This is a genomic window from Paenibacillus sp. FSL H8-0104, from assembly GCF_038050215.1.
GTDB lineage: Bacteria > Bacillota > Bacilli > Paenibacillales > Paenibacillaceae > Paenibacillus > Paenibacillus amylolyticus.
The window spans coordinates 660,368-685,200 of record NZ_JBBOTC010000001.1; the positions used below are offsets into that span (position 1 = coordinate 660,368).

Annotated in this window: 28 protein-coding genes and 1 riboswitch; of the genes, 20 read left to right on the plus strand and 8 right to left on the minus strand. The window is 48.0% G+C overall.

The window, feature by feature from the left end:
* Positions 1 to 54 precede the first annotated feature (54 nt).
* The gene (locus tag NST38_RS03060; RefSeq protein ID WP_076254689.1) at positions 55 to 531 is read left to right on the plus strand and encodes a GNAT family N-acetyltransferase; all 477 of its coding nucleotides are present in this window, start codon (positions 55 to 57) and stop codon (positions 529 to 531) included.
* A gap of 46 nt (positions 532 to 577) precedes the next feature.
* Positions 578 to 1,648 (plus strand): Gfo/Idh/MocA family protein, encoded by a 1,071-nt coding sequence (locus NST38_RS03065; protein WP_076254691.1) that lies wholly within the window; start codon positions 578 to 580, stop codon positions 1,646 to 1,648.
* 90 nt (positions 1,649 to 1,738) lie between these two features.
* Here NST38_RS03065 and NST38_RS03070 read toward each other — a convergent pair whose 3' ends face one another.
* Both NST38_RS03070 and NST38_RS03075 read right to left on the minus strand, forming a co-directional pair.
* Positions 1,739 to 2,107, minus strand: a complete 369-nt coding sequence (locus NST38_RS03070; protein WP_036613213.1) for a hypothetical protein — start codon at positions 2,105 to 2,107, stop codon at positions 1,739 to 1,741.
* 183 nt (positions 2,108 to 2,290) lie between these two features.
* Positions 2,291 to 4,873, minus strand: coding sequence for a UvrD-helicase domain-containing protein (locus NST38_RS03075; RefSeq protein WP_076254693.1), 2,583 nt, complete (start codon positions 4,871 to 4,873; stop codon positions 2,291 to 2,293).
* Between the two features lie 349 nt (positions 4,874 to 5,222).
* Here NST38_RS03075 and NST38_RS03080 point away from each other — a divergent pair, with 349 nt between their 5' ends.
* Positions 5,223 to 6,038, plus strand: coding sequence for a zinc ribbon domain-containing protein (locus NST38_RS03080; protein ID WP_036613209.1), 816 nt, complete (start codon positions 5,223 to 5,225; stop codon positions 6,036 to 6,038).
* A 73-nt stretch (positions 6,039 to 6,111) separates the two neighbouring features.
* Positions 6,112 to 6,918, plus strand: a complete 807-nt coding sequence (locus NST38_RS03085) for a TrmB family transcriptional regulator (RefSeq protein WP_036613206.1) — start codon at positions 6,112 to 6,114, stop codon at positions 6,916 to 6,918.
* A 269-nt stretch (positions 6,919 to 7,187) separates the two neighbouring features.
* Here NST38_RS03085 and NST38_RS03090 read toward each other — a convergent pair whose 3' ends face one another.
* Entirely contained in the window at positions 7,188 to 7,883 is a 696-nt protein-coding gene (locus NST38_RS03090) for an NUDIX hydrolase (RefSeq protein WP_036613203.1), read from the minus strand.
* A 79-nt stretch (positions 7,884 to 7,962) separates the two neighbouring features.
* On the opposite strand from NST38_RS03090, the gene NST38_RS03095 reads away from it, so the two are divergent.
* A complete protein-coding gene (locus tag NST38_RS03095; protein ID WP_017690846.1) occupies positions 7,963 to 8,265 on the plus strand; it encodes a hypothetical protein in 303 nt (100 codons plus the stop codon).
* A 239-nt stretch (positions 8,266 to 8,504) separates the two neighbouring features.
* Here the strand turns inward: NST38_RS03095 and mscL are convergent, their stop codons facing one another.
* Both mscL and NST38_RS03105 read right to left on the minus strand, forming a co-directional pair.
* On the minus strand, positions 8,505 to 8,999 hold the full coding sequence (gene mscL / locus NST38_RS03100; RefSeq protein ID WP_036613199.1) for a large conductance mechanosensitive channel protein MscL: 495 nt from the start codon (positions 8,997 to 8,999) through the stop codon (positions 8,505 to 8,507).
* 271 nt (positions 9,000 to 9,270) lie between these two features.
* A riboswitch (purine riboswitch) is annotated at positions 9,271 to 9,370 on the plus strand.
* A 96-nt stretch (positions 9,371 to 9,466) separates the two neighbouring features.
* Positions 9,467 to 9,613: a hypothetical protein gene (locus tag NST38_RS03105; RefSeq protein WP_155985102.1), complete on the minus strand. Its 147-nt coding sequence runs from the start codon at positions 9,611 to 9,613 to the stop codon at positions 9,467 to 9,469.
* Between the two features lie 57 nt (positions 9,614 to 9,670).
* Here NST38_RS03105 and NST38_RS03110 point away from each other — a divergent pair, with 57 nt between their 5' ends.
* The 3 genes from NST38_RS03110 to NST38_RS03120 all read left to right on the plus strand — a co-directional run bounded on the left by NST38_RS03110 (position 9,671) and on the right by NST38_RS03120 (position 13,170).
* A complete protein-coding gene (locus tag NST38_RS03110) occupies positions 9,671 to 10,258 on the plus strand; it encodes a xanthine phosphoribosyltransferase (RefSeq protein ID WP_036613196.1) in 588 nt (195 codons plus the stop codon).
* A 1-nt stretch (position 10,259) separates the two neighbouring features.
* Positions 10,260 to 11,621: a nucleobase:cation symporter-2 family protein gene (locus tag NST38_RS03115; RefSeq protein WP_036613194.1), complete on the plus strand. Its 1,362-nt coding sequence runs from the start codon at positions 10,260 to 10,262 to the stop codon at positions 11,619 to 11,621.
* A 457-nt stretch (positions 11,622 to 12,078) separates the two neighbouring features.
* Positions 12,079 to 13,170 carry a DUF418 domain-containing protein gene (locus tag NST38_RS03120; RefSeq protein WP_051447297.1) on the plus strand — a complete coding sequence of 364 codons (1,092 nt, stop codon included), beginning with the start codon at positions 12,079 to 12,081 and terminating at the stop codon, positions 13,168 to 13,170.
* 96 nt (positions 13,171 to 13,266) lie between these two features.
* On the opposite strand, the gene NST38_RS03125 is transcribed toward NST38_RS03120, so the two are convergent.
* Positions 13,267 to 13,605, minus strand: a complete 339-nt coding sequence (locus NST38_RS03125; RefSeq protein ID WP_036613192.1) for a DUF4870 domain-containing protein — start codon at positions 13,603 to 13,605, stop codon at positions 13,267 to 13,269.
* 192 nt (positions 13,606 to 13,797) lie between these two features.
* A complete protein-coding gene (locus NST38_RS03130; RefSeq protein ID WP_036613189.1) occupies positions 13,798 to 14,073 on the minus strand; it encodes a hypothetical protein in 276 nt (91 codons plus the stop codon).
* Between the two features lie 399 nt (positions 14,074 to 14,472).
* On the opposite strand from NST38_RS03130, the gene NST38_RS03135 reads away from it, so the two are divergent.
* The 9 genes from NST38_RS03135 to NST38_RS03175 all read left to right on the plus strand — a co-directional run bounded on the left by NST38_RS03135 (position 14,473) and on the right by NST38_RS03175 (position 22,088).
* Positions 14,473 to 14,661 (plus strand): hypothetical protein, encoded by a 189-nt coding sequence (locus tag NST38_RS03135; protein ID WP_017690840.1) that lies wholly within the window; start codon positions 14,473 to 14,475, stop codon positions 14,659 to 14,661.
* 133 nt (positions 14,662 to 14,794) lie between these two features.
* On the plus strand, positions 14,795 to 15,556 hold the full coding sequence (map, locus tag NST38_RS03140; RefSeq protein ID WP_036613186.1) for a type I methionyl aminopeptidase: 762 nt from the start codon (positions 14,795 to 14,797) through the stop codon (positions 15,554 to 15,556).
* A 565-nt stretch (positions 15,557 to 16,121) separates the two neighbouring features.
* On the plus strand, positions 16,122 to 17,174 hold the full coding sequence (coxB, locus tag NST38_RS03145) for a cytochrome c oxidase subunit II (protein WP_036613183.1): 1,053 nt from the start codon (positions 16,122 to 16,124) through the stop codon (positions 17,172 to 17,174).
* Between the two features lie 71 nt (positions 17,175 to 17,245).
* Positions 17,246 to 19,096: a cytochrome c oxidase subunit I gene (gene ctaD / locus NST38_RS03150; protein WP_370511460.1), complete on the plus strand. Its 1,851-nt coding sequence runs from the start codon at positions 17,246 to 17,248 to the stop codon at positions 19,094 to 19,096.
* The gene (locus NST38_RS03155) at positions 19,093 to 19,719 is read left to right on the plus strand and encodes a cytochrome c oxidase subunit 3 (RefSeq protein ID WP_047840264.1); all 627 of its coding nucleotides are present in this window, start codon (positions 19,093 to 19,095) and stop codon (positions 19,717 to 19,719) included. Before ctaD ends, NST38_RS03155 begins: the two co-directional genes overlap by 4 nt.
* A 3-nt stretch (positions 19,720 to 19,722) precedes the next feature.
* A complete protein-coding gene (locus NST38_RS03160; protein ID WP_036613178.1) occupies positions 19,723 to 20,043 on the plus strand; it encodes a cytochrome C oxidase subunit IV family protein in 321 nt (106 codons plus the stop codon).
* Between the two features lie 108 nt (positions 20,044 to 20,151).
* On the plus strand, positions 20,152 to 21,075 hold the full coding sequence (gene ctaG, locus NST38_RS03165) for a cytochrome c oxidase assembly factor CtaG (protein WP_076254695.1): 924 nt from the start codon (positions 20,152 to 20,154) through the stop codon (positions 21,073 to 21,075).
* A 34-nt stretch (positions 21,076 to 21,109) separates the two neighbouring features.
* A complete protein-coding gene (locus NST38_RS03170) occupies positions 21,110 to 21,574 on the plus strand; it encodes a DUF420 domain-containing protein (protein ID WP_074093349.1) in 465 nt (154 codons plus the stop codon).
* 142 nt (positions 21,575 to 21,716) lie between these two features.
* Positions 21,717 to 22,088 carry a hypothetical protein gene (locus NST38_RS03175; RefSeq protein WP_036613171.1) on the plus strand — a complete coding sequence of 124 codons (372 nt, stop codon included), beginning with the start codon at positions 21,717 to 21,719 and terminating at the stop codon, positions 22,086 to 22,088.
* A gap of 110 nt (positions 22,089 to 22,198) precedes the next feature.
* On the opposite strand, the gene NST38_RS03180 is transcribed toward NST38_RS03175, so the two are convergent.
* Entirely contained in the window at positions 22,199 to 22,528 is a 330-nt protein-coding gene (locus tag NST38_RS03180; protein ID WP_076254697.1) for a hypothetical protein, read from the minus strand.
* 200 nt (positions 22,529 to 22,728) lie between these two features.
* Here NST38_RS03180 and NST38_RS03185 point away from each other — a divergent pair, with 200 nt between their 5' ends.
* The 3 genes from NST38_RS03185 to NST38_RS03195 all read left to right on the plus strand — a co-directional run bounded on the left by NST38_RS03185 (position 22,729) and on the right by NST38_RS03195 (position 24,833).
* Positions 22,729 to 23,442, plus strand: coding sequence for a hypothetical protein (locus tag NST38_RS03185; RefSeq protein ID WP_047840453.1), 714 nt, complete (start codon positions 22,729 to 22,731; stop codon positions 23,440 to 23,442).
* A gap of 89 nt (positions 23,443 to 23,531) precedes the next feature.
* Complete coding sequence (locus NST38_RS03190; protein WP_036613231.1) at positions 23,532 to 23,921, plus strand: GntR family transcriptional regulator; 390 nt, start codon at positions 23,532 to 23,534, stop codon at positions 23,919 to 23,921.
* Positions 23,922 to 23,936: 15 nt separating this feature from the next.
* A complete protein-coding gene (locus tag NST38_RS03195) occupies positions 23,937 to 24,833 on the plus strand; it encodes an ATP-binding cassette domain-containing protein (protein WP_047840261.1) in 897 nt (298 codons plus the stop codon).

Here is a 24,833-nt window from a genome sequence, read left to right on the forward strand (position 1 = left end):
AGTGGCCAAACCTTTGTCCTATTTCACATTCAAGTACGAGGAGGAACGGATTAGATGAGTGATATGTTGGTAGCGCTCTATCGTTTACCGGAGCAAGAGAGTGGACTGAGAGCGTTGGAGGAATCCTCCATTGTGATTCGAAGAGCCATTGCCCCAGAGAAACAGCTTGTACTGGATTGGGTGAGGTCACATTTTAGTCAGGCTTGGGTGGATGAATGTGATGTCGCTTTTGCGCGTCAGCCGGTGTCCTGTTATATTGCGGTTGAGCATGGGAAAATGATTGGATTTGCCTGTTACGAAGCGACATGTCGCAACTTCTTCGGACCGACAGGTGTGAGCCAGGATGCACGAGGCAAAGGTATAGGCACAGCCTTGTTACTGGCCTGTATGCATGCGATGAAGGCGGACGGTTACGGGTATGCGATTATCGGATCAGCGGGACCTGTGGATTTCTATGCCCGGACGCTGGGTGCCGTGAAGATTGAAAATTCAACGCCGGGTATTTACGAAGGCATGCTGCGGGCAGACTAGACAATAAGATGTTGTGGAAGCTGTGGAAAAGGAAGGGAGGACGATGATGAGCACAAAACAAATGTTGCACATCGGAATGATCGGTACAGGATCAATATCGGATCTTCATATGAGGTGTTATGCCAAAAACGAGGATGCCGTCATCTATGCCATCTGCGATCTGAACGAAGAACGGGCTAAGGCTGCTGCGCAGAAGTATGATGCCCAATCCGTGTATACCGATTATCGGGAGATGCTGGAGGACCCGCATGTGGATGCCGTCAGTATCTGTACCTGGAATAATACACACGCCGAATTTGCCATTGCTGCACTGGAGGCAGGCAAGCATGTGTTGCTGGAGAAACCGGTCGCAACCAATGTGGAAGATGCGCTCCGGATTGAAGAAGCGGTGAAGAAGAGTGGACGTACGTTTATCGTTGGTTTTGTGCGGCGTTATGATAACAATATGCAGATGATGCGCAGATTCATTGATGCCGGGGAGTTTGGTGAACTGTATTATGCCAAAGCCTCCATTCTGCGGCGTCACGGCAATCCAGGCGGATGGTTTGCTGATAAAAGCCGTTCCGGCGGCGGCCCTCTGATTGATCTCGGCGTACATATTATCGACCAATGTTGGTACCTCATGGGCAGGCCGAAACCTGTTTCGGTCAGTGGTAATACGTATCGGAAGTTGGGCAATCGTTCCCATATCGAACATCTTTCTTTTTACAAAGCAGCCGACTACAGCGCAGCTGTGAATGACGTAGAAGATATGGCAAATGCACTTATTCGGTTTGAAAACGGGGCTTCGCTGGCGGTGGATGTGAGCTTTACCCTGCATGCACGTGGAGATGAATCTTCGGTGAAATTATACGGAGAGCGTGGTGGGTTCGAACTGGAGCCGGAGACACTGATCGTCACGGAGAAAAATAATACCATCCTGAATATTGAACCCCAGACGGACAATACGGGTCTCCATATTCATAGTGCATTCCAGAACCAGATTGACCACTTTGTGGATTGCTGCCTGAACGGTACAGAGCCGATCAGCCCAATTGCGGATGGTGTGGCTTCCACGCGCATGTTGTGCGGAATCTACGAATCCGCTGAGAAAGGGCAGGAGATTCGTCTGGATTGAGTTCGTTTTACATGGCAGTTGTCCTTCGGCATATTAAAAAGCATGCGTCTTCCGCGTGATCTGCGGTTACGCATGCTTTTTGGCATCAGGTCATTTATTCAGTGGTGAATTCTCGTATCCAGGGTCATCATAATCCGTATCCTGCAGCCTTGGAAGCACGTTCATGCTCTCAATCGCCTGCCGGGAGTCCGGCGTGCCATGGTCATACAGAAAGGTGTACAGCAAGGTCATGCCATCCGAAAATTGCTCTGTTGCCTCATCGTGGTCTGCTGATTTGTAGGGTACCGGAGCCCGTTGCAATGTATAGGCATCGTCATCCTCCAGCACCTTCATCAGATCTTTCAATCGGCCCAACTGTTCGTCATCCACCAACACCTCAAAGGGTGTAGATTCGTTCTTTGTTTGCTCAATAAGATTATGTGTTACCGATACATACAGATGTTGTTTGCCGTCCTGCATATTCCAACCCCCATTCTGAAATGGAAAAAAGACGCTTCTACTGTTAATAAACAGCAAAAAGCGCCCTGAAACGAGCTACTATGCTCGTGTGTTATTTACTCATCCACATGTTCAGTCACATATGACCAGCCATGACACGAGTGATGGTTCATCGCTAACTCCTAAGGGACCTCTTCCTTTGAGTTATTTCCCAAATCTCCCCGTTACAGGAACCTGGCGAGTACCGGCCTCCATCGATCCTGAACATAGAGGGCAGGCAGGTGGACCCGATGATGCCTTCTTGGTTGCTTTTGAAGGTACAGCCGGTTTCTGTCTTAGCCACGCTTTGCAGGTGGACGAACTGCATTTCCAGATCGCAACGGTCTCCGTACGCTCAGCATTACCTGAACCTGAAGTGTGCGACTGCGAACTGGAGGAACTCGCAGCTGTCTGACTCACACCCGGAGTGCTGAATGCCTTATGGTTGCGAATTTCACCACTGCCACGCCGTTCACCGAGGCGATCCTCATCACGTTCGTTGTGGACCTCATAGTCACGACGGTCACTGTGGCTGATGGCACGACGCTGTGCCACATCCCGACCTTCGGAACGGGCACCTGAGCCGGACGAGCGGGCATACTGTCCGTTGCCTTTACCATATGAAGCCTGACTGCTCGTCCGGCTCTCCTCACGAGGTTTGCGTTTGTCCGGTACTTCCATGCCGAAGGCTTCAAGCAGGAAACGGGACACATCCGCTGGTTTTCCGTGATGGCTCGCCGGTGAGGTGACATACAAGTACTGCTTGGCCCGTGTGATGGCAACGTAGGCGAGCCTGCGTTCTTCCTCCAGCGCCATGTCCAGTTCGGCATCTGTCTGCTGCACAGCAAGCGCAGCTTTCTGATCCTCAGGAATATCCTGACGCAGTGCGGTACTGTGAGGCACAATGCCTTCACTGGCTCCGATCCAGTACACACAAGGGAACTCCAGTCCTTTGGCCCGGTGAATGGTCATCAGCTGTACCGCGTCACTATCCTGCGCACGACGCAAAGATTCCATCTCACGGTGTCTGCGGGACAGCTCATCCGCGAATTGGATGAACTCTTCTACCGTTTCGAATTTTTTGACAGCAGCTTCGAATTCATCCAGAGTTTCCAGCATCGTTTCCTTATAATGGGTGAAGATGCTGGGATCACCACTTTCCATATACTTGTCGTAGAACTGCCTGCGCATTTCCTGAATGGCGATGATGGGTTTTAGTTTGTGCAGTGATTTGATCAGCTTGATGCGCTCCTTGACCTGTTCCTGCTGGAACGGTTTTAGCTTGTCCCATTTCACCAGATGGATGAGCGGATATTTCTTCGCCTGTTGTTGTTCACAGCGCTGAATCCACTCCAGCCCTGCATCGCGTGATACATAGAGTGGTCCTAGTGCACTGGGGAGAGCATCCATGGCACGTGGATCAAGAGACAGACGCAAATGATCCATCAGGGGTCTGATGAGAGACTGGTCATAGAACACCGGAGAAGCACCATGCTGTACAAAAGGTACATCTTTCAGCACAAGCTGCTCGAATACAGCCCGGCTGCTGCTGGCTGTCCGGTGAAGAATCGCAATATCGCGATAGGTGTGTTGTCCTTCTTCAACCTGCTGGCACAGCTGGTTTACGACCCACGCTGCTTCTTCCTCCGCATTGGAGGGTGTAGCGAAACGGGGGGCATCGCCGCGGTTTCCAGCGGCACGTAGCCGTTTGTCACGTCTGCGTTTATTGCGGGCGACCAGTTCACTTCCGAGTCCCAGAATGCGTGCATCACTACGATAATTGATATCCAGCGTCACAATGCGTGCACCGGGGTATACTTTATCGAATTCCAAAATTGATTCCTGGCGTGCGCCATTAAAGGTATAGATCGTCTGGTCATCGTCTCCCACAACCATCAGATTGCGGTGAGCGGAAGCCAGTTTTTGCACAATTTCATACTGCAGATGGTTGGTATCCTGGAACTCATCCACCATAATGTACTGGAAACGCTTCTGAAGCGGCCCCAGAACAGCAGGATCACGAAGTAGCGCGGCTGCCCGCAGTAAAATATCATCAAAATCCATTTTGCCGCGATCCTGCTTCCAGGCTTCGTAACCAAGCAGAACACGCTTGGCATCGCGTTCTTCCTGCGATTTTTCAGGCAAGTCGGTTGTTTCCGATCCTTGCATCTTCCATGCGGACAGCATGGCCAGCAGACTTTCAGGCTGGAAGGCTTCACTCATGCCATTTTGGCGAAGAAGCATCTTCAGCACCGTATGCTGGGCTCGTGACTCGCCAAAGATCTCTTCCTGCACACCGTAATGACGCAATAATGTCAGCGCAAAAGAGTGGAAGGTGCGAGCCTGTACGGCTCTCGCGGCTGCCGGACGTATGCCTGGCAATGCGGCGATCCGGTCTTTCATCTCGGTGGCGGCCTTGTTCGTGAACGTCACCAGCAGGATACTGCCTGCATGTACGCCACTGACCTCTATGAGGTAGCCGGCTCTTGCAGCCAGTACAGTTGTTTTGCCACAACCGGCTCCGGCGAGCGTCAGAATCGGTCCTCTGCCGTGACGGACTGCCGAGATTTGTGGTGCGTTTAACTTGATGCCTGCCTCTTCCAGAGAACGAAAATAAAAGGCATCCTGTTGATCATTACCCACGAGTTGCCGACTGGTCTCCAGCGGAGCAGACGGGGACTGGGGCAGGGACGCCGCCGGGGTAACCCCGAGCGGACGGGGGTAGAACGTTGAGTTCGGACTTAACATGTTTCATCCACCTCTGTATGCATTCAGGGATAGGACTATCCCGGCTAAAAGTAAACCATTTGCCCTTTTCACAATCGCATTGTAAATTGGTATGATAGAGTTAGTCGCCTAATCAGGCGGTTAAGTAGGGCCAAAGCTTCATTATACCCGAACATATGGTCTTGACGAAAGCCCCCGATTTCATCCAGTATCGGTATAAAACGGGCACCTGCACGAGATTACGCAACTTTTTGGCATGATATCGTATAAGTTATATGCCTGAGCATTTTGCATGAAGGATGTAATATGCTAATTTACTACTAAATAGAAATGATAATATTGGTTTTGACGGGACAGAGGAGGAATGGTCATGAAACTGCTTCAGCGCATCAAAGACGGAGCGAACAAAGCAACAGAGCGTGCCCAACACGCCGTTGAGATTGGGAAACTGAACAACCAGATTGTGGGCTTGCAACAGGAACAGGAAGTCCATTTTACAGATATGGGTCGCATCTTCTATGAGGGTTATCGGGCACAGGATATGACGCGTGCAGAAAAAGAGATGGTGGATCTGTCGCAGCTCTGCGACGAATTGCAGGACGAGATTGATGGTCTGCGCAACAAGATTGCACAACTCAAGAACGAACGGTTGTGCGAGTGTGGACACGTCGCTTCCCTGGATGCCAACTTCTGCCCTAAATGCGGACGCAAGTTGGGTGAACTCAAGACAGCAGCGCCCAAAGTAGCAGCAGCAGGAGTTGCAGGAGCCACCACAGCCGCAAGACAGGAGGCAGCTGTAGCTCAGACCCCAACTCCAGAGCCGGACTTCTACGATGCGCCACCTGAGTTGGAACTGGAGGAAGACGAGCCGTACCATACGGTCATTCCGTCCATAGCGGATCTGGAAACGGAATCGGAATATAACAGTACGGAATTTACCCAGGAAGAAAAGGAAGCGTTTGATGCCGAGTGGGAACGTCGCAGAGATGAAGAGATGCAACGGGAACGTGAGCGTCAGCAGGAACTGGACGAACGCATCCGCTACTGGAAAGAAAACAACCCGATCGTGAATACGGTGGACGTACAGACCGAAGTGTCACGTGAAATGGTGAATTGTCAGATTTGTGCAGCCGAGCTACCCAAAGGGTCGAAGTGGTGCCCGCGCTGTGGTGCCGAACAGATCTGATCTGATGCAGTAGAAGCACTGCCGCATCAGTGTGAGGCAGTGCGGGTTGCTGACAGCATGGGGGGACGGGAATATGGACCAACTGCTGCATCATTTGCGTCATCTCGGATTTACCGAGATGGAATCTAAAATTATGGTGGAACTCGCTCGTCAGGGATCAGCCTCGGGATATGAGGTTGCGAAGCGGCTGGGCGTGTCCCGTTCCAATGTATATGCGACCCTGCAACGGCTGGAGCAGCGTGGGTTCTTGCGGTGTAGTCCGGGGGAACCAGCGAAGTATAGTGTGCTGAAGCCGGAGGAGATGACACGTATGATCTCCGATCAAATGCGTACCTCGCTGGATTATGTCCAGAGCAGCATGCCCAAGAGTGAACCGGAGAAGCCTGTCTTCTATAACGTCGAAGGTGACAAAAATGTGTTTGAGAATCTGAGCCGTGAATTGGCCGAGGCTCAGCATGAGATTGTCGTAGACGTTTGGCGTGAAGAAGCAGAGTTGCTACGTAATGACTTACAGCAGGCTGAAGCTCGGGGTGTGCGGCTGTTATGGTCGTGTGATGGTGGCGAAGGCATGCTTGATCAGCCTGTCCCTTGGCCGGGTTTGCCTATGTATGGTACAGGTAATGGTCGGAAATTTTCCCTGGTGGTCGATCGCCGCTGGTGCATGTTAGGCATGCGCGGTGAATCATGCGCCACACAGGCACTAGTTACGGAGCATCCGGTAATGACCGGGCTGCTGCTGAATCATTTTGCTCAAGAGCTGGTGTTGTACGAATTGGAACAGGATATGGGGGAGGAACTGGAGTCCCGCTATGGGCACCGGTACGAAGAACTCTCTGCGCGTTATTGGTCTTCTCCTTCAGGAGAGGTTGACCAGAGCTAGACAGATCGGCGACTAATTCACCTCTGATGGAGTGAACATGCCAGCACATAGGTACCTATCTTGACGAAACGAATACGTGTGTACATAAAGCAGGCGCTGCCCGAAGGCAGACGCCTGTTTGTGCTGGTTTGAGATATGACAGTGATGTTCGTCACAGCATCTGTTCCTAGTCAAGTCGATAGTAAAGGTATGAAGTTATGCTATTTTTGAGAAAATGAAGCTATGAACATTCGATTGAACTGGATCGGGTTGAACAGGATTGTACACGATCATTCTTTGGGCACGTGATACAGAGCTTCCAGCACGTCCGTATAATAAGCTGTACCATGGGGTACGAATTCCGTTGCCCGAATCTCGCGAACGATACGTTCCGGTTCATCAGCTGCATGATCACTGCTTGACGGGTCCTTATGACCGATGGAATGTGGCGGTGATATCAACGGCTGAGTCTGAACTCCGGTAGCTTGAATGACTTCGATCTCATTACGAAACAAAGCGAGTAGATCATCCAGCGGCACTTCATACAGGCTATCCACCTCGCTAGGCTGCAGAACGTAGGCTTCGAGCGGCTGGTTCAGACATAATCCATAGACGGCGCTGAATTCCCGATCTATGAATGGGACACCACGCACCTCTCCTTGGAGCTGCTGTGTAGCCGTGAGTAGATAGGTTAGTGCCTCGAATGGAGTATAAACACCCAGTTCTTCCTCCAGCTCACGACTGGCGTCTTGCAGTTGTTCACCTGCGGTAAGATGACCTGCTGCTGTAATGTCGTAACATCCGGGGAAGGTATCCTTAATATCACGCCGCCGCTGAAAAAGGACCCGTCGCTGCTCGCCTTCGTCACGCACGATCCAGCAGTGGAATGAACGGTGCCAATATCCTTTGGCATGGACCTCGCTGCGGAGTGAAGTGCCGATCCAATTTTGCTGATCGTCATAAATGTCGAAACGTTCTGGGGTCATGAAACGTATCTCCTTATATAGCAGATTTTAAAGTTCAAAATTTCACAAAGTATGTTTTAAACGAAAGGGGAACCATCGTATGGAATGCATTGTACACTTTCAGGTGATTTATCCGCAACCTCAGGAACGTAAAAGTCTTAGAGGACTTATATTTGTAGGGCAAGGTCAGGAACCGGCTAACAGTCAGTTAAGCAGCATGTTTAAGGATATGGGATTTAATGTACGTTTGGAAGATGAGGCCCAGTTGTTGTTCAAGCCAGTGGATGCTTCGGCCAACTTTGAATATATTCGTGTGACAGAGCTTGATACTGGGGAAGAAGTTTACAAAGAAGATAAAGATCTGAAGTCGATCCTGGAGCATTTGCTGCCACGCCGTTTCTAATTCATGAGCATGGCCGCAAATGAAATTCATGGGGGAGCATATGTAATACATGTATGATAGGCACAAAAAAGGCCCCACCTTTACGGTGGAACCTTCAAACCTTTAAGCTACGCAACCCATAGTTAATGAAGCCCATATGGCTAGCTTTTCATACATAAACCCTAGCAAGTAAGAGGTTGTCCCCCACATCAGGATTTATCCGTAATTCAACTCGGTGCGTCTTTAAACGTTCATTGTAATTATGCTAGAGCGCCGGTGCCTTCAGCTTCGAGCTCTGAAGTACAGTGCGAGCAGCGGGTAGCTGCGGCTGGAATTTCCGATAGGCAATACTTGCAAGCCTTGGTCGTTTTTTGCGGCTCGGGCTTTTTGTGTTCTTTGCTTTTCAGATAGTTAATGCCCTTCACAAGCATGAAGATACAGAACGCAACGATAAGAAAATCAATCATGACGTTGATGAACTGTCCATAAGCAATCACGGTAGCCCCAGCTTCGTTGGCTTGAGCGAGGGTGGTGATGTCCTGTCCGTTTGCTGTTTTGATATCCCGGTCCAGGTTGATGATTTTCTGACTGAAGTCGATTCCACCCATCAGTTTTCCAACCGGGGGCATGATGATATCATTCACAAGGGATGTGACGATTTTACCAAAAGCAGCCCCGATAATGACACCGACCGCCAGATCGATGACGTTGCCGCGGACGGCAAATTCCTTGAATTCGTTAAGTACGCCTTTCATGTTTACATATCTCCTTTGATCATTCGATTCAAAATCTAGGCCGCGTTTCCATCCATTCTCCGTTCAGATCCGCGCTTCCGTTCTCATATTGTACATAAAAAATAGATTCCAATCACCCCCTGTTTGCAAATTAAGACAAGTTTCCGCAACTTCCATGAAAATACTTCTTTATTTCACGGCGTCGATTCGGTATACTTCTAACATTGTCAGTTATGTTTAACCTTTTACATTCAGGTTCGCGATCATACATTGTAACGAATCATGGAGCCAAAAAATTAAATATGCCGTTACTCGTATATGTGCAGGAATAGGCCTGCATGTCTCTACCTGATCACCGGAATGATCGGACTACGGGAAAGATGTTGCAATGTTTTGTAGGGTTGGCATGAGATCATTCTCAGACAGTTTGACTGAAGAGCAGGTTCAAGTGGCTTTTATCTGTTTCTGATTACACTGTTTGAGGTTTCTCACAGCAGGATTGAACTCCTGTCATTCTGTCCAACCAGTACACTTGCAGCATCCATACGGCTTGTCCATATACGTACAAGTCCGTCTTTCCCGTCTCCGGTTATTCCGCAGCGTGTGAAAAGGCGGGCTTTTTGCTTTTTTACCATGCGATTGGAAGAGCATGTGAGCTTCTGTGCGGAGGGCATTCAGGGGGAAGAATTACAATGCAATTGTTAAAAGACAAGGTGAGACAGGAAGGTATTGTCCTGTCCGAGCAAGTACTCAAAGTGGATTCATTCCTGAACCACCAGATGGACCCGGTTTTGATGAAGGAAGTAGGTAAAGAATTCATTCGCCGCTTTGAAGGCGAGAATATTACTCGCGTGCTGACGATTGAGTCGTCAGGGATCGCCCCAGGTATCATGACTGCGTTGGAGCTGAACGTGCCGCTGATCTTTGCACGGAAGCAGAAGTCCCTCACACTGACGGAAGACATTCTGGTAGAGAAGGTCTACTCCTTCACGAAGCAGGAGACCAATGAAATTACCGTTGCCAAGAAGTTCATGAAGCCTGGTGATCGCGTGCTGATCATTGATGATTTTCTGGCGAATGGCGAAGCAGCATTTGGTCTGGCTCGCATTGTGGAGCAGGTTGGAGCTGAAGTGGTGGGTATCGGTATTGTGATTGAAAAAGCATTCCAGCCGGGAGGTCGCTTGCTGAAAGAAGCAGGATACCGTGTGGAATCATTGGTTCGCATCGGGGCACTGTCGGATGGACAGGTTACATTTGCGGACGAGGAGGGCACGAACTAATATGGCACGCGAACGTATCTTTCAACGGCATCGGCATCCAATCAAAACGTTCTCCCTCGGACTACAGCATGTGCTTGCGATGTATGCAGGAGCTGTTGTCGTTCCATTGATCGTCAGTAACGCATTGGGTTTTACACAGGAACAACTAACCTATCTCATTGCCATTGACTTGCTCGCATGTGGTGTGGCTACACTGCTTCAGGTATGGGGAAATAAATATTTCGGCGTAGGGCTGCCTGTCATGCTCGGCTGTGCATTTCAGGCTGTGTCTCCGATGATCCTAATCGGGATGAACAGTGGAGTATCTGCCATTTACGGAGCGATTATTGCCTCAGGGCTGTTCGTATTGATCTTCTCCGGAATCTTTGGGAAGCTTATTCGGCTCTTTCCACCAGTGGTTACGGGTTCGGTGGTTACGATCATCGGTTTAACCTTGATTCCGGTTGCTTTCCACGATCTGGGCGGCGGTCAGGGATCAGAAGATTTTGGCAGCGGAGTTAATCTCATGCTCGGTTTTGGCGTGCTGCTCTTTATCATTCTAATGACTCGTTTTACAACCGGTTTTATCCGTTCCATCTCAGTATTGATTGGTCTGCTTGTAGGTACGATTGCGGCAGGGTTTATGGGCGAGGTTAATTTTGCTCCTATCCGCGATGCAAGTTGGTTCCACGTTGTTCAGCCGTTTTACTTCGGCAGACCGACATTTGAGATTGTACCGATCCTGACGATGATTCTGGTGGCGATTGTCAGCGTGGCCGAGTCCACAGGTGTATTTATGGCTCTGGGCAAAATTCTGGACAAGGACCTGTCGTCCAAGGATCTGGCGCGCGGTTATCGCGCAGAGGGTCTAGCCATTGTGTTAGGCGGGATTTTCAACTCGTTCCCGTATACAACGTATTCGCAAAATGTAGGACTTGTACAGATGACACGTGTGAAGACACGTGATGTCATTGTAGTAGCTGGTGGAATCCTGGTGGTCATTGGATTTGTACCAAAAATTGCAGCCCTCGCACAGCTCGTTCCAGGGGCAGTACTTGGCGGAGCCATGGTGGCCTTGTTTGGCATGGTGGTATCATCAGGCATTCGGATTATCGGCAGTCAGGTTGATCTGAACCGACATGAAAATCTGTTTGTCATCGCTTGTTCTGTAGGTATGGGGCTTGGGGTTACCGTTGTACCTGAGTTGTTCGCAGGTGCACCGGCCTGGGCTCAGATTATGCTCGGTAATGGTATCATTGCAGGCAGCTTCACGGCGATCTTCATGAACCTGCTGTTTAATGGTCTGGGTACCAAGGAAACGGCTGCCAAGATGGCTGAACAACAGGCAGATGCCATCCTTGGAGAGACGGGCAAGTCAGCTTAAATAGCCGAATTAGGCTAGGATTATTATCCAGCAGTATTGTTATGTTAACTGTTATAAATAGACGATTCACAAGATAAATAATGAATCAGGTTAATCATGGTGATATACAGCATGAATGGTTTATGACATACATCGTTTATGCTATGAATATTCAATCCCATGAATAAATGAAAGAGACACTTTTATATGTGAAACACCGAAGATACAGACTCAGCAGAGTCGTGTTTTCGGTGTTTTTTTGCTTTGTTTATCATCAGCATAGCGTCCAATGTGCTGCTGTACAGGAACAATACAGGAACAAGACCTTATGCCGGATGTAAGAAGTTATTCACCTAATTCGATGGCAAGCCATGTTGTATGAAGGATAGACTGTTATCATGCATGGGGATATACACCAAAGAGATAAGCGATCCAATCGCTTTTTGATTACATAACAATAATTTCACTGGGAGGAACGATGAATTATCAACCTGTATTAAAACAAGATCGAATGAAGTTTCTGGATTTGTTTCGAGGGTTTTCCTTGATAGGCCTACCATTCGTAAATGTATTGGCATTGTGGGTTATGTTGAAGCCGGATACTCGTGTAGATTTTTGGATCCAACGAGCATTATATTTTTTGGTGGAGGCACGTTTTTACGATATCTTCTGTTTTTTATTTGGCCTTGGATTTTATCTTTTTCTAAGCCGGTCAGCTCCCAAAGGTCATACCAAGCTGTTTCTCTATATCCGCAGGATGCTTATTTTATTAGCGCTGGGATATATTCATCAACAGTATCAGGCTGGAGAAGCTTTATTTCTTTATGCTATCATAGGGCTGATTGTCATTCCGTTATATTGGGCACCTCGAACTGTGAATTTGGTGATCGGTGTGGTGGGATTTATTGCAGCCGCCGCGATAGGTGTCAAAATGCTAACGATTCCTTTTTTAATTATACTGGGATTGTCAGCAGGTCAATATCAACTGATGGAGAAGATCCAGAAAGGACTCCCGTATCTGGGCAGAATCTGGTTCATTTCATTCATCGCTTCTACGGTGGGGATCGGTATCATGTGGTGGGTTGCTCCTCCGGATGCGATGAGTCCGTTTCTATACGAAGTGATTGGTGCGAGCCTGCCTGTTGCTGAGCAAGCCAATATGGATGCTGCTTTTCGATTAGAACATATCGGTGTGGCAATTGGTCCGGTGGTATCCATCTTTTATCTAAGTACATTACTGAGATTGAACCAGAACATGACCTTTTCCAAAATGTTAAGTCCCCTGCATGCATTCGGACGAATGGCCCTGACCAATTATATTGCACAGACCATCATTTTGTTAGTGGTATACCAACTCATATTTGCAGATGCTGCTGTGTCGTATACGGTGTCTACCCTTGTGTGCATTGGCATGGTTATTGTACAAGTCATCGCGAGTAATCTGTGGATGCGCTGGTTCCAGTATGGGCCGCTGGAATGGGTATGGAGATGTGGTACTTATCTAAGTTTCATTCCGATCCGTAAAAAGCATTCTGAGCCACGTGTTCATGATACGGGGGTGAGAGGTTGACTCGTTTCCCTCGTTATAATCAAAGACGATCCACATCCGGTTGAACGGAAATGGATCGTCTTTTCTTTTTGGAACACGTATACCTTCTGCCTGAAGTTACAGATGACGCAGCTGTTTTTCTGCAAAATCGCCAACCCACGGTAGCTTCAACCATTTCCCCTGCAGGCTGGAAACGACCATAATAAGCCAGACCACTACACCAAGCAGGGATAACAGCGATGCCACCAGTGGTCCGAACAACGGAAGGAAAGCCGATAATACATGCCCAACCATAATGATGCCAAAGACCGTTACAGATTGCAGCGCATGAAATAACACGAACCGGCTCCGCTTCTCCACAGCGAGAAAGACAATCCCACCTACAAAGGTAAACAGATAACAAAGCATGCCGGCAATATTTTCATCCAGACCGCTAGACGATTTCATGGGGGACATCGGTCCAGCCTCCTTTGACCTTTTTAACTAGGTTATGAGAGAGGTGGACAGAACTGAACCGATGAATTTATTTGCCTGTGACGGATGGGGATCAACACATAGGAAAAAGAAAACAGGGGTAGAACAAGCCATTGTACAGCTTACTCTGCCCCTGTTATCGTTTACGATTAAACGTTGCTTTAAACGAAATCGTTATCCGCCCTCGATCTGTCTGCGAGGGTTTGTAATCTTGCCCATTTTATCGGTGTCGTTTTCTTTGGGAACCAACCGCTCATCGGTTCTTCCTTCGTGATGATTATCATATGCATATTCGGTCAGTTTCCATTCCGACTTGCCAAGAACGGGATCGGCCGGGAAATGTTGCCCCCGGTGCAGATGTTCCTCACGTCCGGCTTCATTGATGTAAACTCCGTCTACTTCCACCTTTTCATGAGAAAGGGGCAGCATATCTTGTTCTTTGCGGTCCATGAGACGACGCCTCCTTTGGATACCAGTAATTTAACTGTATGGGTTGTCCGTGATAATATCCCCCGAATAGTTCGGTGTTATGCTGGATATATTAATTCCGTATAGAATGGTGGCAATCTTAACATATGATTCGGAATTAAACTTTTTGGGCATGAAAACCGTTATATTTATTAGAGGAAATCGTCAAGTCGTAAGATACTTCCGAATATGCTACAATAAGATTATGATTCATTCCGAATCATATCGGGTATTTATAGTGTCAGGTACTTGCTTTCTAGCGAGGTTCCCGACCTAAAGCTTGCTTTAAGCCGCGCACACAACTTCATGGATGGCATTTAAGACTTATTCGGCATTCTCTAAACGGAGCATTCACTTTCAACGTTTTGGGAGGGAATTACAATGGCAACGAAAGGTCACAATGAGGTCAAAGAAAGTTTGAGGGAAATGACTCGGATTTTCCGTCCTAAGGATCCAAAAAAATTCGTGAAGGAGTACGTGAGAAAATACCGGATTACGGGTGGATATGAGGAAGAATTGACTTCTGTGGTTGAGCATGAGCTTGTCAAGATGGATTCTTCCGTGTCCTGAAACAACACACAACTCTGATTATACTGTTCCGATAATGAATAGAACCGTCTCTCGGGCGTTAAGCTCCGGAAGGCGGTTTTTTTTGCGTTCCTGCTGCATATATATGGTAGTACACCTACAGCGGGAAGGATGAATGCATGTGGACCCTATTTTGAAAACCAAAGAAGAGATTGGCTACATGCGGGAAGCAGGAAGAATTTTGTGGAGCTGTCACCAGCATATTGAGCAGTGGATGGTCCCTGGTATCACGACAGCAGCGATTAATGAGCGGGTGGAAGAGTTTCTGGCAGCACGAGGAGCCACACCGGAGCAAAAAGGGTATAAAGGATATCCTTACGCGACGTGTGCCTCTGTTAATGAAGTGGTCTGCCACGGATTTCCTGGGGAAGAGGAGTTGGCGAGCGGGGATGTAGTGACCATCGATATGGTGGTGAACAAAGACGGCTGGCTTGCTGACTCGGCCTGGACATATGGAATTGGTGAAACAAGCAGATCCATTCGCAAGCTGATGAGGCGCACGGAGAAGGCACTTGAGCGGGCGATTGCCCAGGCAGTTCCAGGGAATACACTCGGAGATATTGGAAGTGCCATTGAACGAACAGCCAGATTGTATCGGTACGGAATTGTGAAGCCTCTCATTGGTCATGGGATTGGTCAATATATTCATGAACCCCCAAATGTGTTGCCTTATGGCAAACGCAGAACGGGCACGATGCTCACGGAGGGTATGGTTATTACGATTGAACCAATCTTTACAAAAGGCAGTTCTGGGGCCGTTGTGTGGGATGACGATGGATGGACGGTAAGGACGGTAGATGGCAGCTGGGGGGTCCAGTATGAGCATACGGTTGCGATTACTGGGAATGGCCCCTTGATTCTGACCGATGGCACGTGAGATGAAATCAGAGAAGAAGAGGACTTGAGTTGAACTTTCTCCCAAATGCTCCATGCTGTTTTGAGCTTGAAGATAGCGGTATGGAGCGATAGGCATGTCTTCTGAATGGATATGGAAGAGGTTTTCCATAAATTCTGATCTTTCTTTTGCATAATAGCACATGTTTTCAATGTGAGAAAAATCACCAATAAATCGAGTTTTATCACCGAAATTTGGCAAAAATTTTCAAATGTAGAGTGTAATACTTTTAACTGAAATCGTTTGCAAATCAAGTTGTAGAGCGGTTTTTTACATAAAGTGAACAATTTGTGAACATGTGTCCAAAGATTGACAAAATCATACCCTCAACTTATATTTAATAAGTGATTGAAGCATATAGAATGAATTGGAAGAATGCGCAGACATGCCCTGAGCAGGAAATCACGGGAGTACTGGAAGCGTTATTTTTCTAAGCGTTCTGTATGATGAAGAGGATTATGCGTATCGTGCTGAAACGTACCTTTTGTTGCCTTTCTACCGAACGACAACGGTAATCTACGAAAACGTAAAAAAGTGGGGTAGATCAATGATGAAACAGTGGCAGGTTGCAAAGCGAATTCTCCCCTTGCTGGCGGTGTTCTCTTTGCTGCTATCCGCATGCGGGCGGGAAGACTTGTCGGTAATGAAACCTCAGGGTCCTGTAGCGCAAGGCCAATATGATCTGATGAAGTTATCCATCGCGATTATGATCGTGGTGCTCATCATTGTATTTGCCATAGCGGCCTATGTTCTGATCCGGTTTCGTAGACGAGCCGGGCAGACTGAGATGCCCGAACAGGTTGAAGGTAATTTCAAGCTGGAAGTAATCTGGACAGCCATTCCGTTATTGCTGGTTATTGTTCTGGCAGTACCGACGGTCCAAACGATTTTTGCCCAAGGCGAAGATCTGTCCAATGACAAAAATGCACTTAAGGTCCAAGTCACCTCGCATCAGTACTGGTGGGAATTCACTTATCCTCAATATGACGTAACCACCGCTCAAGATCTCATCATCCCGACCGGAACAAAAATTGCATTCGAATTAAAAACCGCTGACGTGCTTCACTCCTTCTGGGTGCCGTCACTTGCGGGCAAAATGGACACAAACCCGGATGGAACACTTAACAAGTTCAGTTTCTCTGCACCGAATGAAGGCGTTTACCGTGGTAAATGTGCCGAATTATGTGGCAGATCGCATGCTTTTATGGAGTTTAAGGTAAAAGCAGTGAGTCAGGAATCCTTTGACAGATGGGTGAACCAGATGAAAGCACCTGCAGTCCTTCCTGAAGACACTCAATTGGCCGAAAAGTTCAAAACAAACTGCCTTTCTTGCCACGCTGTTGGTGATCAAGGTGGACCGGTTGCACCTAACCTGACGGGAATTGGCGGCAAGGAATCTGTCGCAGGCATTTTGCTGAATTCTCGCGAGGGACAGGAAGAAGGTAATCCGGTACTGGATAACATGAAAGAATGGCTCCATGATCCACAATCCGTGAAGCCGGGCAATACCATGCCGAATCCCAAAGATCTTGGGTTGACGGATGAAGAAATCGACGGAATTGCCGAATATCTGGCCAACTACAAATTGGACTATGAATAGAACAGCAAGGACGAAGAAGGGGGTACACAACCTTGGCTCATGCGCATAGCGTCAAGAGGTACAGGGGCTTGATGGATTGGATCACCACCGTCGATCACAAAAAAATCGCCATTCTCTATTTGGTTGCGGGTGGATTTTTCTTTGGAATCGGCGGCATTGAAGCCATTTTGATTCGGATTCAACTGATGAAGCCTATGAATGATTTTGTATCGGCACAGGTCTTCAACGAATTGATTACAATGCATGGAACAACGATGATTTTCCTTGGTGTCATGCCACTTATTTTTGCCATTATGAATGCTGTCGTGCCTTTGCAGATCGGGGCGCGGGACGTTGCTTTCCCGTTTCTTAACGCGTTGGGTTTCTGGACATTCCTGTTTGGTGGATTGTTGCTGAACCTGAGCTGGGTTATGGGCGGAGCACCGGATGCGGGCTGGACCTCATATACCCCGCTTTCGGGCAGTGAGTACAGTGGAACTCATGGTGTGGATTTCTACACCATCGGTCTTCAGATCGCGGGTCTGGGAACGCTCATCGGGGGCATTAACTTTCTCGCAACAATTATTACAATGCGTGCTCCAGGCATGTCCTACATGCGGATGCCGATGTTTACATGGACGACATTTATTACATCTGCCATTATCCTTTTTGCTTTTCCTGCCATCACGGTAGGGCTTGTACTTTTGACGTTTGACCGTATACTGGGAGCGAATTTCTTCGATGTCGCAGGTGGCGGTAACCCGGTACTCTGGCAGCACATCTTCTGGATCTTCGGGCACCCGGAAGTATACATTCTGATTCTGCCGGCATTTGGTATTATCTCGGAGGTTATCCCGACCTTCTCGCGTAAACGGTTGTTCGGATATAGCTCCATGGTATTTGCCACCATCCTGATTGCCTTCCTGGGCTTCATGGTATGGGCGCATCACATGTTTACAACAGGTCTGGGTAATGTAGCCAACGCGCTTTTCTCCATCTCCACGATGTTGATTGCCGTACCTACCGGGATCAAAATCTTTAACTGGCTCTTTACGATGTGGGGTGGACAGATCCGTTTTACAGCGGCAAACCTGTTTGCTGTTGGATTCGTCCCAACCTTCGTTATGGGTGGTGTTACAGGCGTTATGCTGGCATCTGCTCCGGCAGACTTCCAGTTCCATGATACGTACTTTGTTGTAGCTCACTTCCACTACGTTATTGTAGGGGGACTCGTACTTGGATTGTTCTCGGGACTGCATTACTGGTGGCCGAAGATGTTCGGACGTATTCTCAGCGAAACACTGGGCAAATGGACGTTCTGGACATTTATGATCGGTTTCCAATTAACGTTCTTTGTACAGCATTTCCTCGGTCTGATGGGGATGCAGCGCCGGATCGTTACATACTTGCCGAATCAGGACTTTGACCTGCTCAATCTGGTCAGCTCCGTCGGTGCGTTTCTAATGGGTGTTGGGGTTATCATGTTCCTCGTGAACATCGTGATCACAATGAAAAAACCGGCTGGCGCGCCAAACGATCCGTGGGAAGACGGCCGTACACTGGAATGGTCTATTCCATCTCCGCCGCCGGAATATAATTTCAAGCAGACGCCGCTGGTACGCGGAATTGATGCATATTGGAAGGAAAAAATGGCAGGACATACGGAGATGACACCGGCAGAACCTGTAGGTTCGATTCATATGCCTTCAGCAACGCCGTTGCCGTTTGTAATGTCAGTAGGTATCTTTATCGCCGGACTTGGCTTGATGTTCAGCAATGATGAATTTGGTAATGCATTTATGAATGTCATTTTCAACAATTATATTGTAGTTATTATTGGTCTCGTAATCACATTTGGTGCAATGGCACTTCGTTCACTTTATGATGATCATGGCTGGCATATTGAACCGGAGGATCAGGATGAGAAGGGGGCTAGAACATGACAACCTCACATGCCGAACCGGTGAACGACAAATTGCCGCATGAACCGGAGAAAGCAACGCTGGAAGGCCGTAACAAGCTTATCGCCTTCTGGTTGTTCCTTGGCGGCGAGACGGTACTGTTCGGTACACTCTTTGCTACCTTCCTGGCTCTTCGTGGCCAAACCAATGATGGACCTACGGCGAATGAACTGTTCCACCTGCCACTTGTGGCCGCCGCAACGTTCATTCTCTTGGTCAGTAGTTTGACAAGTGTATTTGCGATTCAGGCCATGCATAAGGGCAAGCGAGATGCACTGGCGTTGTGGCTTGGCATCACGGTAGTACTGGGTATGGGATTTCTCGCACTGGAAATTTACGAGTTCTACGAGTATGTGAAACATAAAGAGTTTGGCATGACCACGAGTGCATTCAGTTCAGCATTCTATACACTGGTCGGGTTCCACGGAGCCCACGTTGCTTTTGGTATTGTGTGGATCGGAATCATTATCGGTCAGCTGTTCAAAAAAGGATTGACGGTCGTAACCGCACCTAAAGTATACGTCTCCGCAATGTACTGGCACTTTATTGACGTGGTATGGGTGTTCATCTTTACGGTCGTGTACCTGCTCGGAAAGGTGGGGTAGCACATGTCGGCACAGGATAAGACAGATCAACAGCCTGTGAAACACCGTCACCGGACGGAAGGGCCACAGAAACACGTCGTGGTGTTTATCTTCTCCATTATTCTTACGCTGATTGCGTTTGCGGCTGCTTCTGCCGGAGGGGTCAACACAACCTTTATCATTATTATTTTGCTCGTCATGGCTATTCTTCAAGTATTCGTTCAATTGGGTTATTGGATGCACTTGAAGGACAAAGGGCACTTGATGCCGATTCTGTTCATGGCCTTTGGCTTTTTCGTAGCCTTTACGTGCATCATTATGGCACTCTATTGGGTCTGGTGGTAAAAGAGATGGCGGCGGCGCAATGCCGCCGTCTTTTCCCCTTTTTGGCGAATGAATCTTCACAAAGTAATGAAGGCAACAACCAAATCAGGTCACGGGGAGGTTTCCCGTATGCTCGGGTTGCAATATTTTAGCTTCAACGATTTATGGAGTCCGCTTATATTGGCTTTATTTCTGATCATTGCTGCGGCTTATCTGGTACTTGTGGGACCGTTAAGTGAGCAAATAAAGGATGCCGAACCTGCGACTGCTGCACAGAAAATCATGTTTATTACAGGGCTGTTTGTCCTGTATCTGGCTCAAGCTGGACCCTTTAATCTGCTTGGTCACGTGATGTTTAGCTTCCACATGGTAAGTATGGCGTTCTCCTATCTGGTAGCTCCGCCGCTGATGATGAAAGGTTTGCCGATCTGGGTATGGCGCAGAATCGTACGCTGGTTGCCTACACGCCAGCTATCGTTCCTGGCTCATCCGATCGTTGCGGCAGTGCTCTTTAACGGGCTGTTCTCGCTGTATCACCTACCGATTGTACATGATTACGTCATGCTGAATTTTACCGTTCACCGGTTGTATTATATTGCACTGTTCATCACCTCGATGCTCATGTGGTGGACATTGCTGAATCCGTTGCCAGAAGGCAGACAAGCATCGGGGTTATCCAAGATCGGTTTTATTTTTCTGAATATGGTACTGCTTACGCCTGCGTGTGGATTGATTATTTTTGCGTCCGAGCCGTTGTATCAGACGTACAGCAACCCGGCAGTATGGGCTGAAGCCATGCGGTATTGTGTGTCTGGAGATTCTACGGCGTTACTTCGCTCATTCGGTGGGCCTGCGTTCTTCAACTTCCTGTCTTCCGCGAAGGAAGATCAGCAGGTCGGTGGCATTGTAATGAAGTTTATTCAGGAAGGAATCTTCGCCTCGATGTTAGCCTATGTCTTTTTCCAATGGTATCGGAAAGAGAAGCAGGAAGATGATGATGATTCTTATCCTGCAGGAGGCGCAGGGGGGCCGCTCAATCCGGCTGCCAAATAATGAAGTAATGTTCTGACAAGAGGGGGAACACACGATGGATATGTATTTTTGGCTACCAACGATCAGTACTTCTTTCATTGTGATTAGTGCAGTACTGGTGGGGATTGGATGGGTACTGATTATTCGGGGTAAACGTGAGGCTCATCAGTCCGCCATGGTAGCAGGTGCGATTGCAGCTCTAATCTTCTTTGTGATCTATATGTCTCGTACAGTGTTCGTGGGTAATACAGCTTGGGGCGGGGACCCGGATCTGGAGATCTTTTATCGGATATTTCTGATCTTTCATATTATCCTGGCTACCGTGGCAGCGATATTTGGCATCTCCACACTGGTGCTGGGGTTCAAAAAGAAGTTCGGAAAACATCGCCGCTGGGGTAAGTTCACGTCCATGATCTGGTTCGGGTCAGCGCTAACAGGTGTTGTTGTGTATGTTCTTCTATATCTCTTATATCCTGGTGGTCATACACGTCCGGTATGGGAAGTTATCCTCGGCGTATAAAAGTAGAGATATAACCTCCGGTTACTCGGGCGTGCGTCACTACTCTCTTCTGAAAATATGAAAATGGACGAATCTAGCAGATCATTCGTCCACGCTTCCTCTCTCATTCATTCATAGAATGAGTTCGAGAGGGGGAAACAAAATGAAAAAAACAGTCAACGTCAGTCAGACGTATCCACGTCTTACCGTGTATTCAGAAGAGAACTACAGAGGGAGAAGCCGCATCTATCGTGGCAACACGGGTCTTCGTAACCTGGACAATATTTTGGATGGGGTGGAGAGCCTGCGCTTTTTCTCAACAAGTTCCAATGCAACACTGGTTGTGTTTACACGTCCTAACTTCCAAGGTGGATTCCGAGTCTTCCGAGGCAACACCAACTTGAGAGATTTGGATGATCTGATCCGTGGCAATGACGTGGAATCCCTGATCTCCACCAATCAACGGTTAACGCTGGCTCAGATTCGCGCAATCCGCAGGGATCGCAGTCTGCCTAGTGGCTATAACCTCGTTTAATCGTAAGGCCTCTTCTTCTAACAGGTGCTAGAGAGCGGCAAAGGGCTGTACCCGAATTGTGTTTACACAATAACAGGTACAGCCCTTCTTTTGTGATTGGGAAATGATGTTTAATCCCCGCCACCCCCACTGTCTCCGCCGCCACTATCCCCACTGCTGTCATTGCTGCTACCACTATCGCTGTTATGATGAGAATGTGTGTCTGATGAAGAATCCGACTCATGATGTTTGTGATCCGATGTGTGTTTGGCATGTCGATCGTAGGAGTCATCTCCCATAATGACCGGATATCCCGAAGCAGAGTCGGTATAACCGTTGTTACGGCGGATGCGGTGTCTGCCTTTTTTGGCAGAATGACGATGAGGCTCATCCCGGAGGACCAACCAGATTACGACGATAAGGAAAAGGAGGACAAATCCGATCTCTACCAGCCAATCCATAGCTGTAACCTTCCTTTCTATGATTCGTTACTATAATTTATTTTAACGTAAATTCGTACTGTGTCCCATCCCGTCTTCCTGATTCAGGAAAATTAGGGGTTGACGGGATGAGAAATAGGTCTGTATACTGTGTATATTGATATATACAGTAATCACAGTAAGCAACATGAGTGAATGACAGGTGAAAGGCAGGCATGCATATGAACGAATGGAAGCAGGCGTGGTGGTTGACCCGCAGCCAGATGAGTAAGGATAGGCTCCAATGGCTATGGTCTGCATTATTCATGATATACACTGGTGGTATGAGCGGTGTGATGTTTTTAGGACAACAACAGACAGATATTATTAATCCAGTAGTGGATTCCTTCTTTTTAATCATGTTGCCATTTCAAGGGTTTATGTTCTGCAGGCGCTCCTTCCGTTACATACAGGAAGATTCTTATACGCAGATGCTGGCCTACTATCGTAGAATTCCCATTCCTGAACAAGTGGTGATGTGGTCCAGGCTACAGCAGTCTCTGATGGCGTTTACGTACAATGGAATCTTTTTCTACGGATCGTTATACGTGGTTAATCTTCATGCCGAAGGATTCCGATGGGATCAGTATCTGGCCTTTAGCCTTACCTGTACAGGTTATGGCCTTTTGGTAACAGGGTTCTATATTTACGGAGAGTTTCTGAACAGTGGCAAGAAATACTTGCTTCTCAGTATGCTTTTTATACCATTCGCCATTGGCATATCCATACTGATTCGAATATCAGGCAGTTACGGATTGCGGATTGTAATGGATGGAAGTAAATCATGGGGGCTGCTTTCCCCGATCATGTGGATTTCTCTGGTGGCTGGCGTAGCGGGATTATGGCTGTCTAGTCGTTTTACGCTGAAGAAGCTGGTTCATCGGGATTTGAATTAAAATGAGAATTGAGCTTATGTACGAATACAGGATGAAACCGGCACGGTCAGGTAACAGACTGGAGTGTACCGGAGGGCGAGGTGCAAGATGTGAAAATACCCATTCAAATTAATGAAAATAGCGCTGAACCTTTATACCACCAAATTGAAAATCAGTTAAGATCGTTAATTATTACGGGTCAGTTGGGGGAGGGAACACATTTGCCGTCCATTCGTGAGTTCGCCGGAGCACTGAATTGCAGTGTTATTACGGTTAGACGGGTCTATCAGGATCTGGAGAATGAAGGCTTGCTTCGTACGAAGCAGGGGACAGGTACATTTGTGGCCCAGGTAGAAGCCGGTGACAGAGAAAATTATAGATTAAAGGCCGCACAGGAAGCGATGCAGGCAGCGGTGCAGTCCGGGAAATCGGTAGGCTGTACGGAAGAAGAGATGGAGAGCCTATTCCGGGAAGTCCTGAAGGCTATTTACGTGAAGTAAGGGAGTGATTCATACGTGGAACCCATAGCAATCCAGTTGAACGGCGTATCCAAAATGCGAAAACGCAGAGTTATCGGCCCAATTGATCTGACCATCCCGGAAGGGTATATAGTGGCTATTCTCGGTCACAACGGTTCAGGCAAAAGCACCCTTCTTAACATGTTACAGCAAGTGGTGCTGCCAGATGCTGGGCAGATTATATGGTTTGGTCAGGAACATGATGGGCCACTTCCTATTGAACTGAGACAACAGATTGGTTTTGTGGCAGATAACGCTGGTTCAGAAGAGAACCGGATAACAGCACAAGAAGCGGCCCATTTCCGGGCGTACTGGTACCCACGTTGGGATATGAAGTTGTTCGATCAACTGATTCAGGATATGGAAGTACCTGTTGATGTGAAGCTGAACAAGATGTCCAAGGGAGAAAGGCGGAAATTTGAGATTGCAGCTGCAATTGCAGCTCGCCCAAGACTATTGCTTTTGGATGAGCCTTCATCAGGATTGGACCCCTTTGCCTGGAAAGTGATGGTTGAGCAGTTCCGTACCTTCATGGCGGGGGGAGACACCACGATTCTGATTGCCACACATATTGCAGACGAAGTCAAAAGGCTTGCGGATTACATCGTATTGATGCACCGTGGTCAGTCACTGGGGATGGCCGAGAAAGATATGGTGCTCGATCAGTGGAAAGAAGTCTGGTATGAAGGAGATTTAAGGCCAGAAAGTATTCCTGGTGTTGTGGAATCTTCTATAGAAGAGGGAGGTCTGGTTCGCGTAATTACAACCCGGGTCAGCGAGGCGCAGGAGAGGCTGGAGCTGTCCAATAACCGGGTATTGAGAATCCGTAACTTGGAATTGGATGAAGTGCTGGCATTCTGGATTGCCGGGTATGCACCCGTACAGTGGAAATAA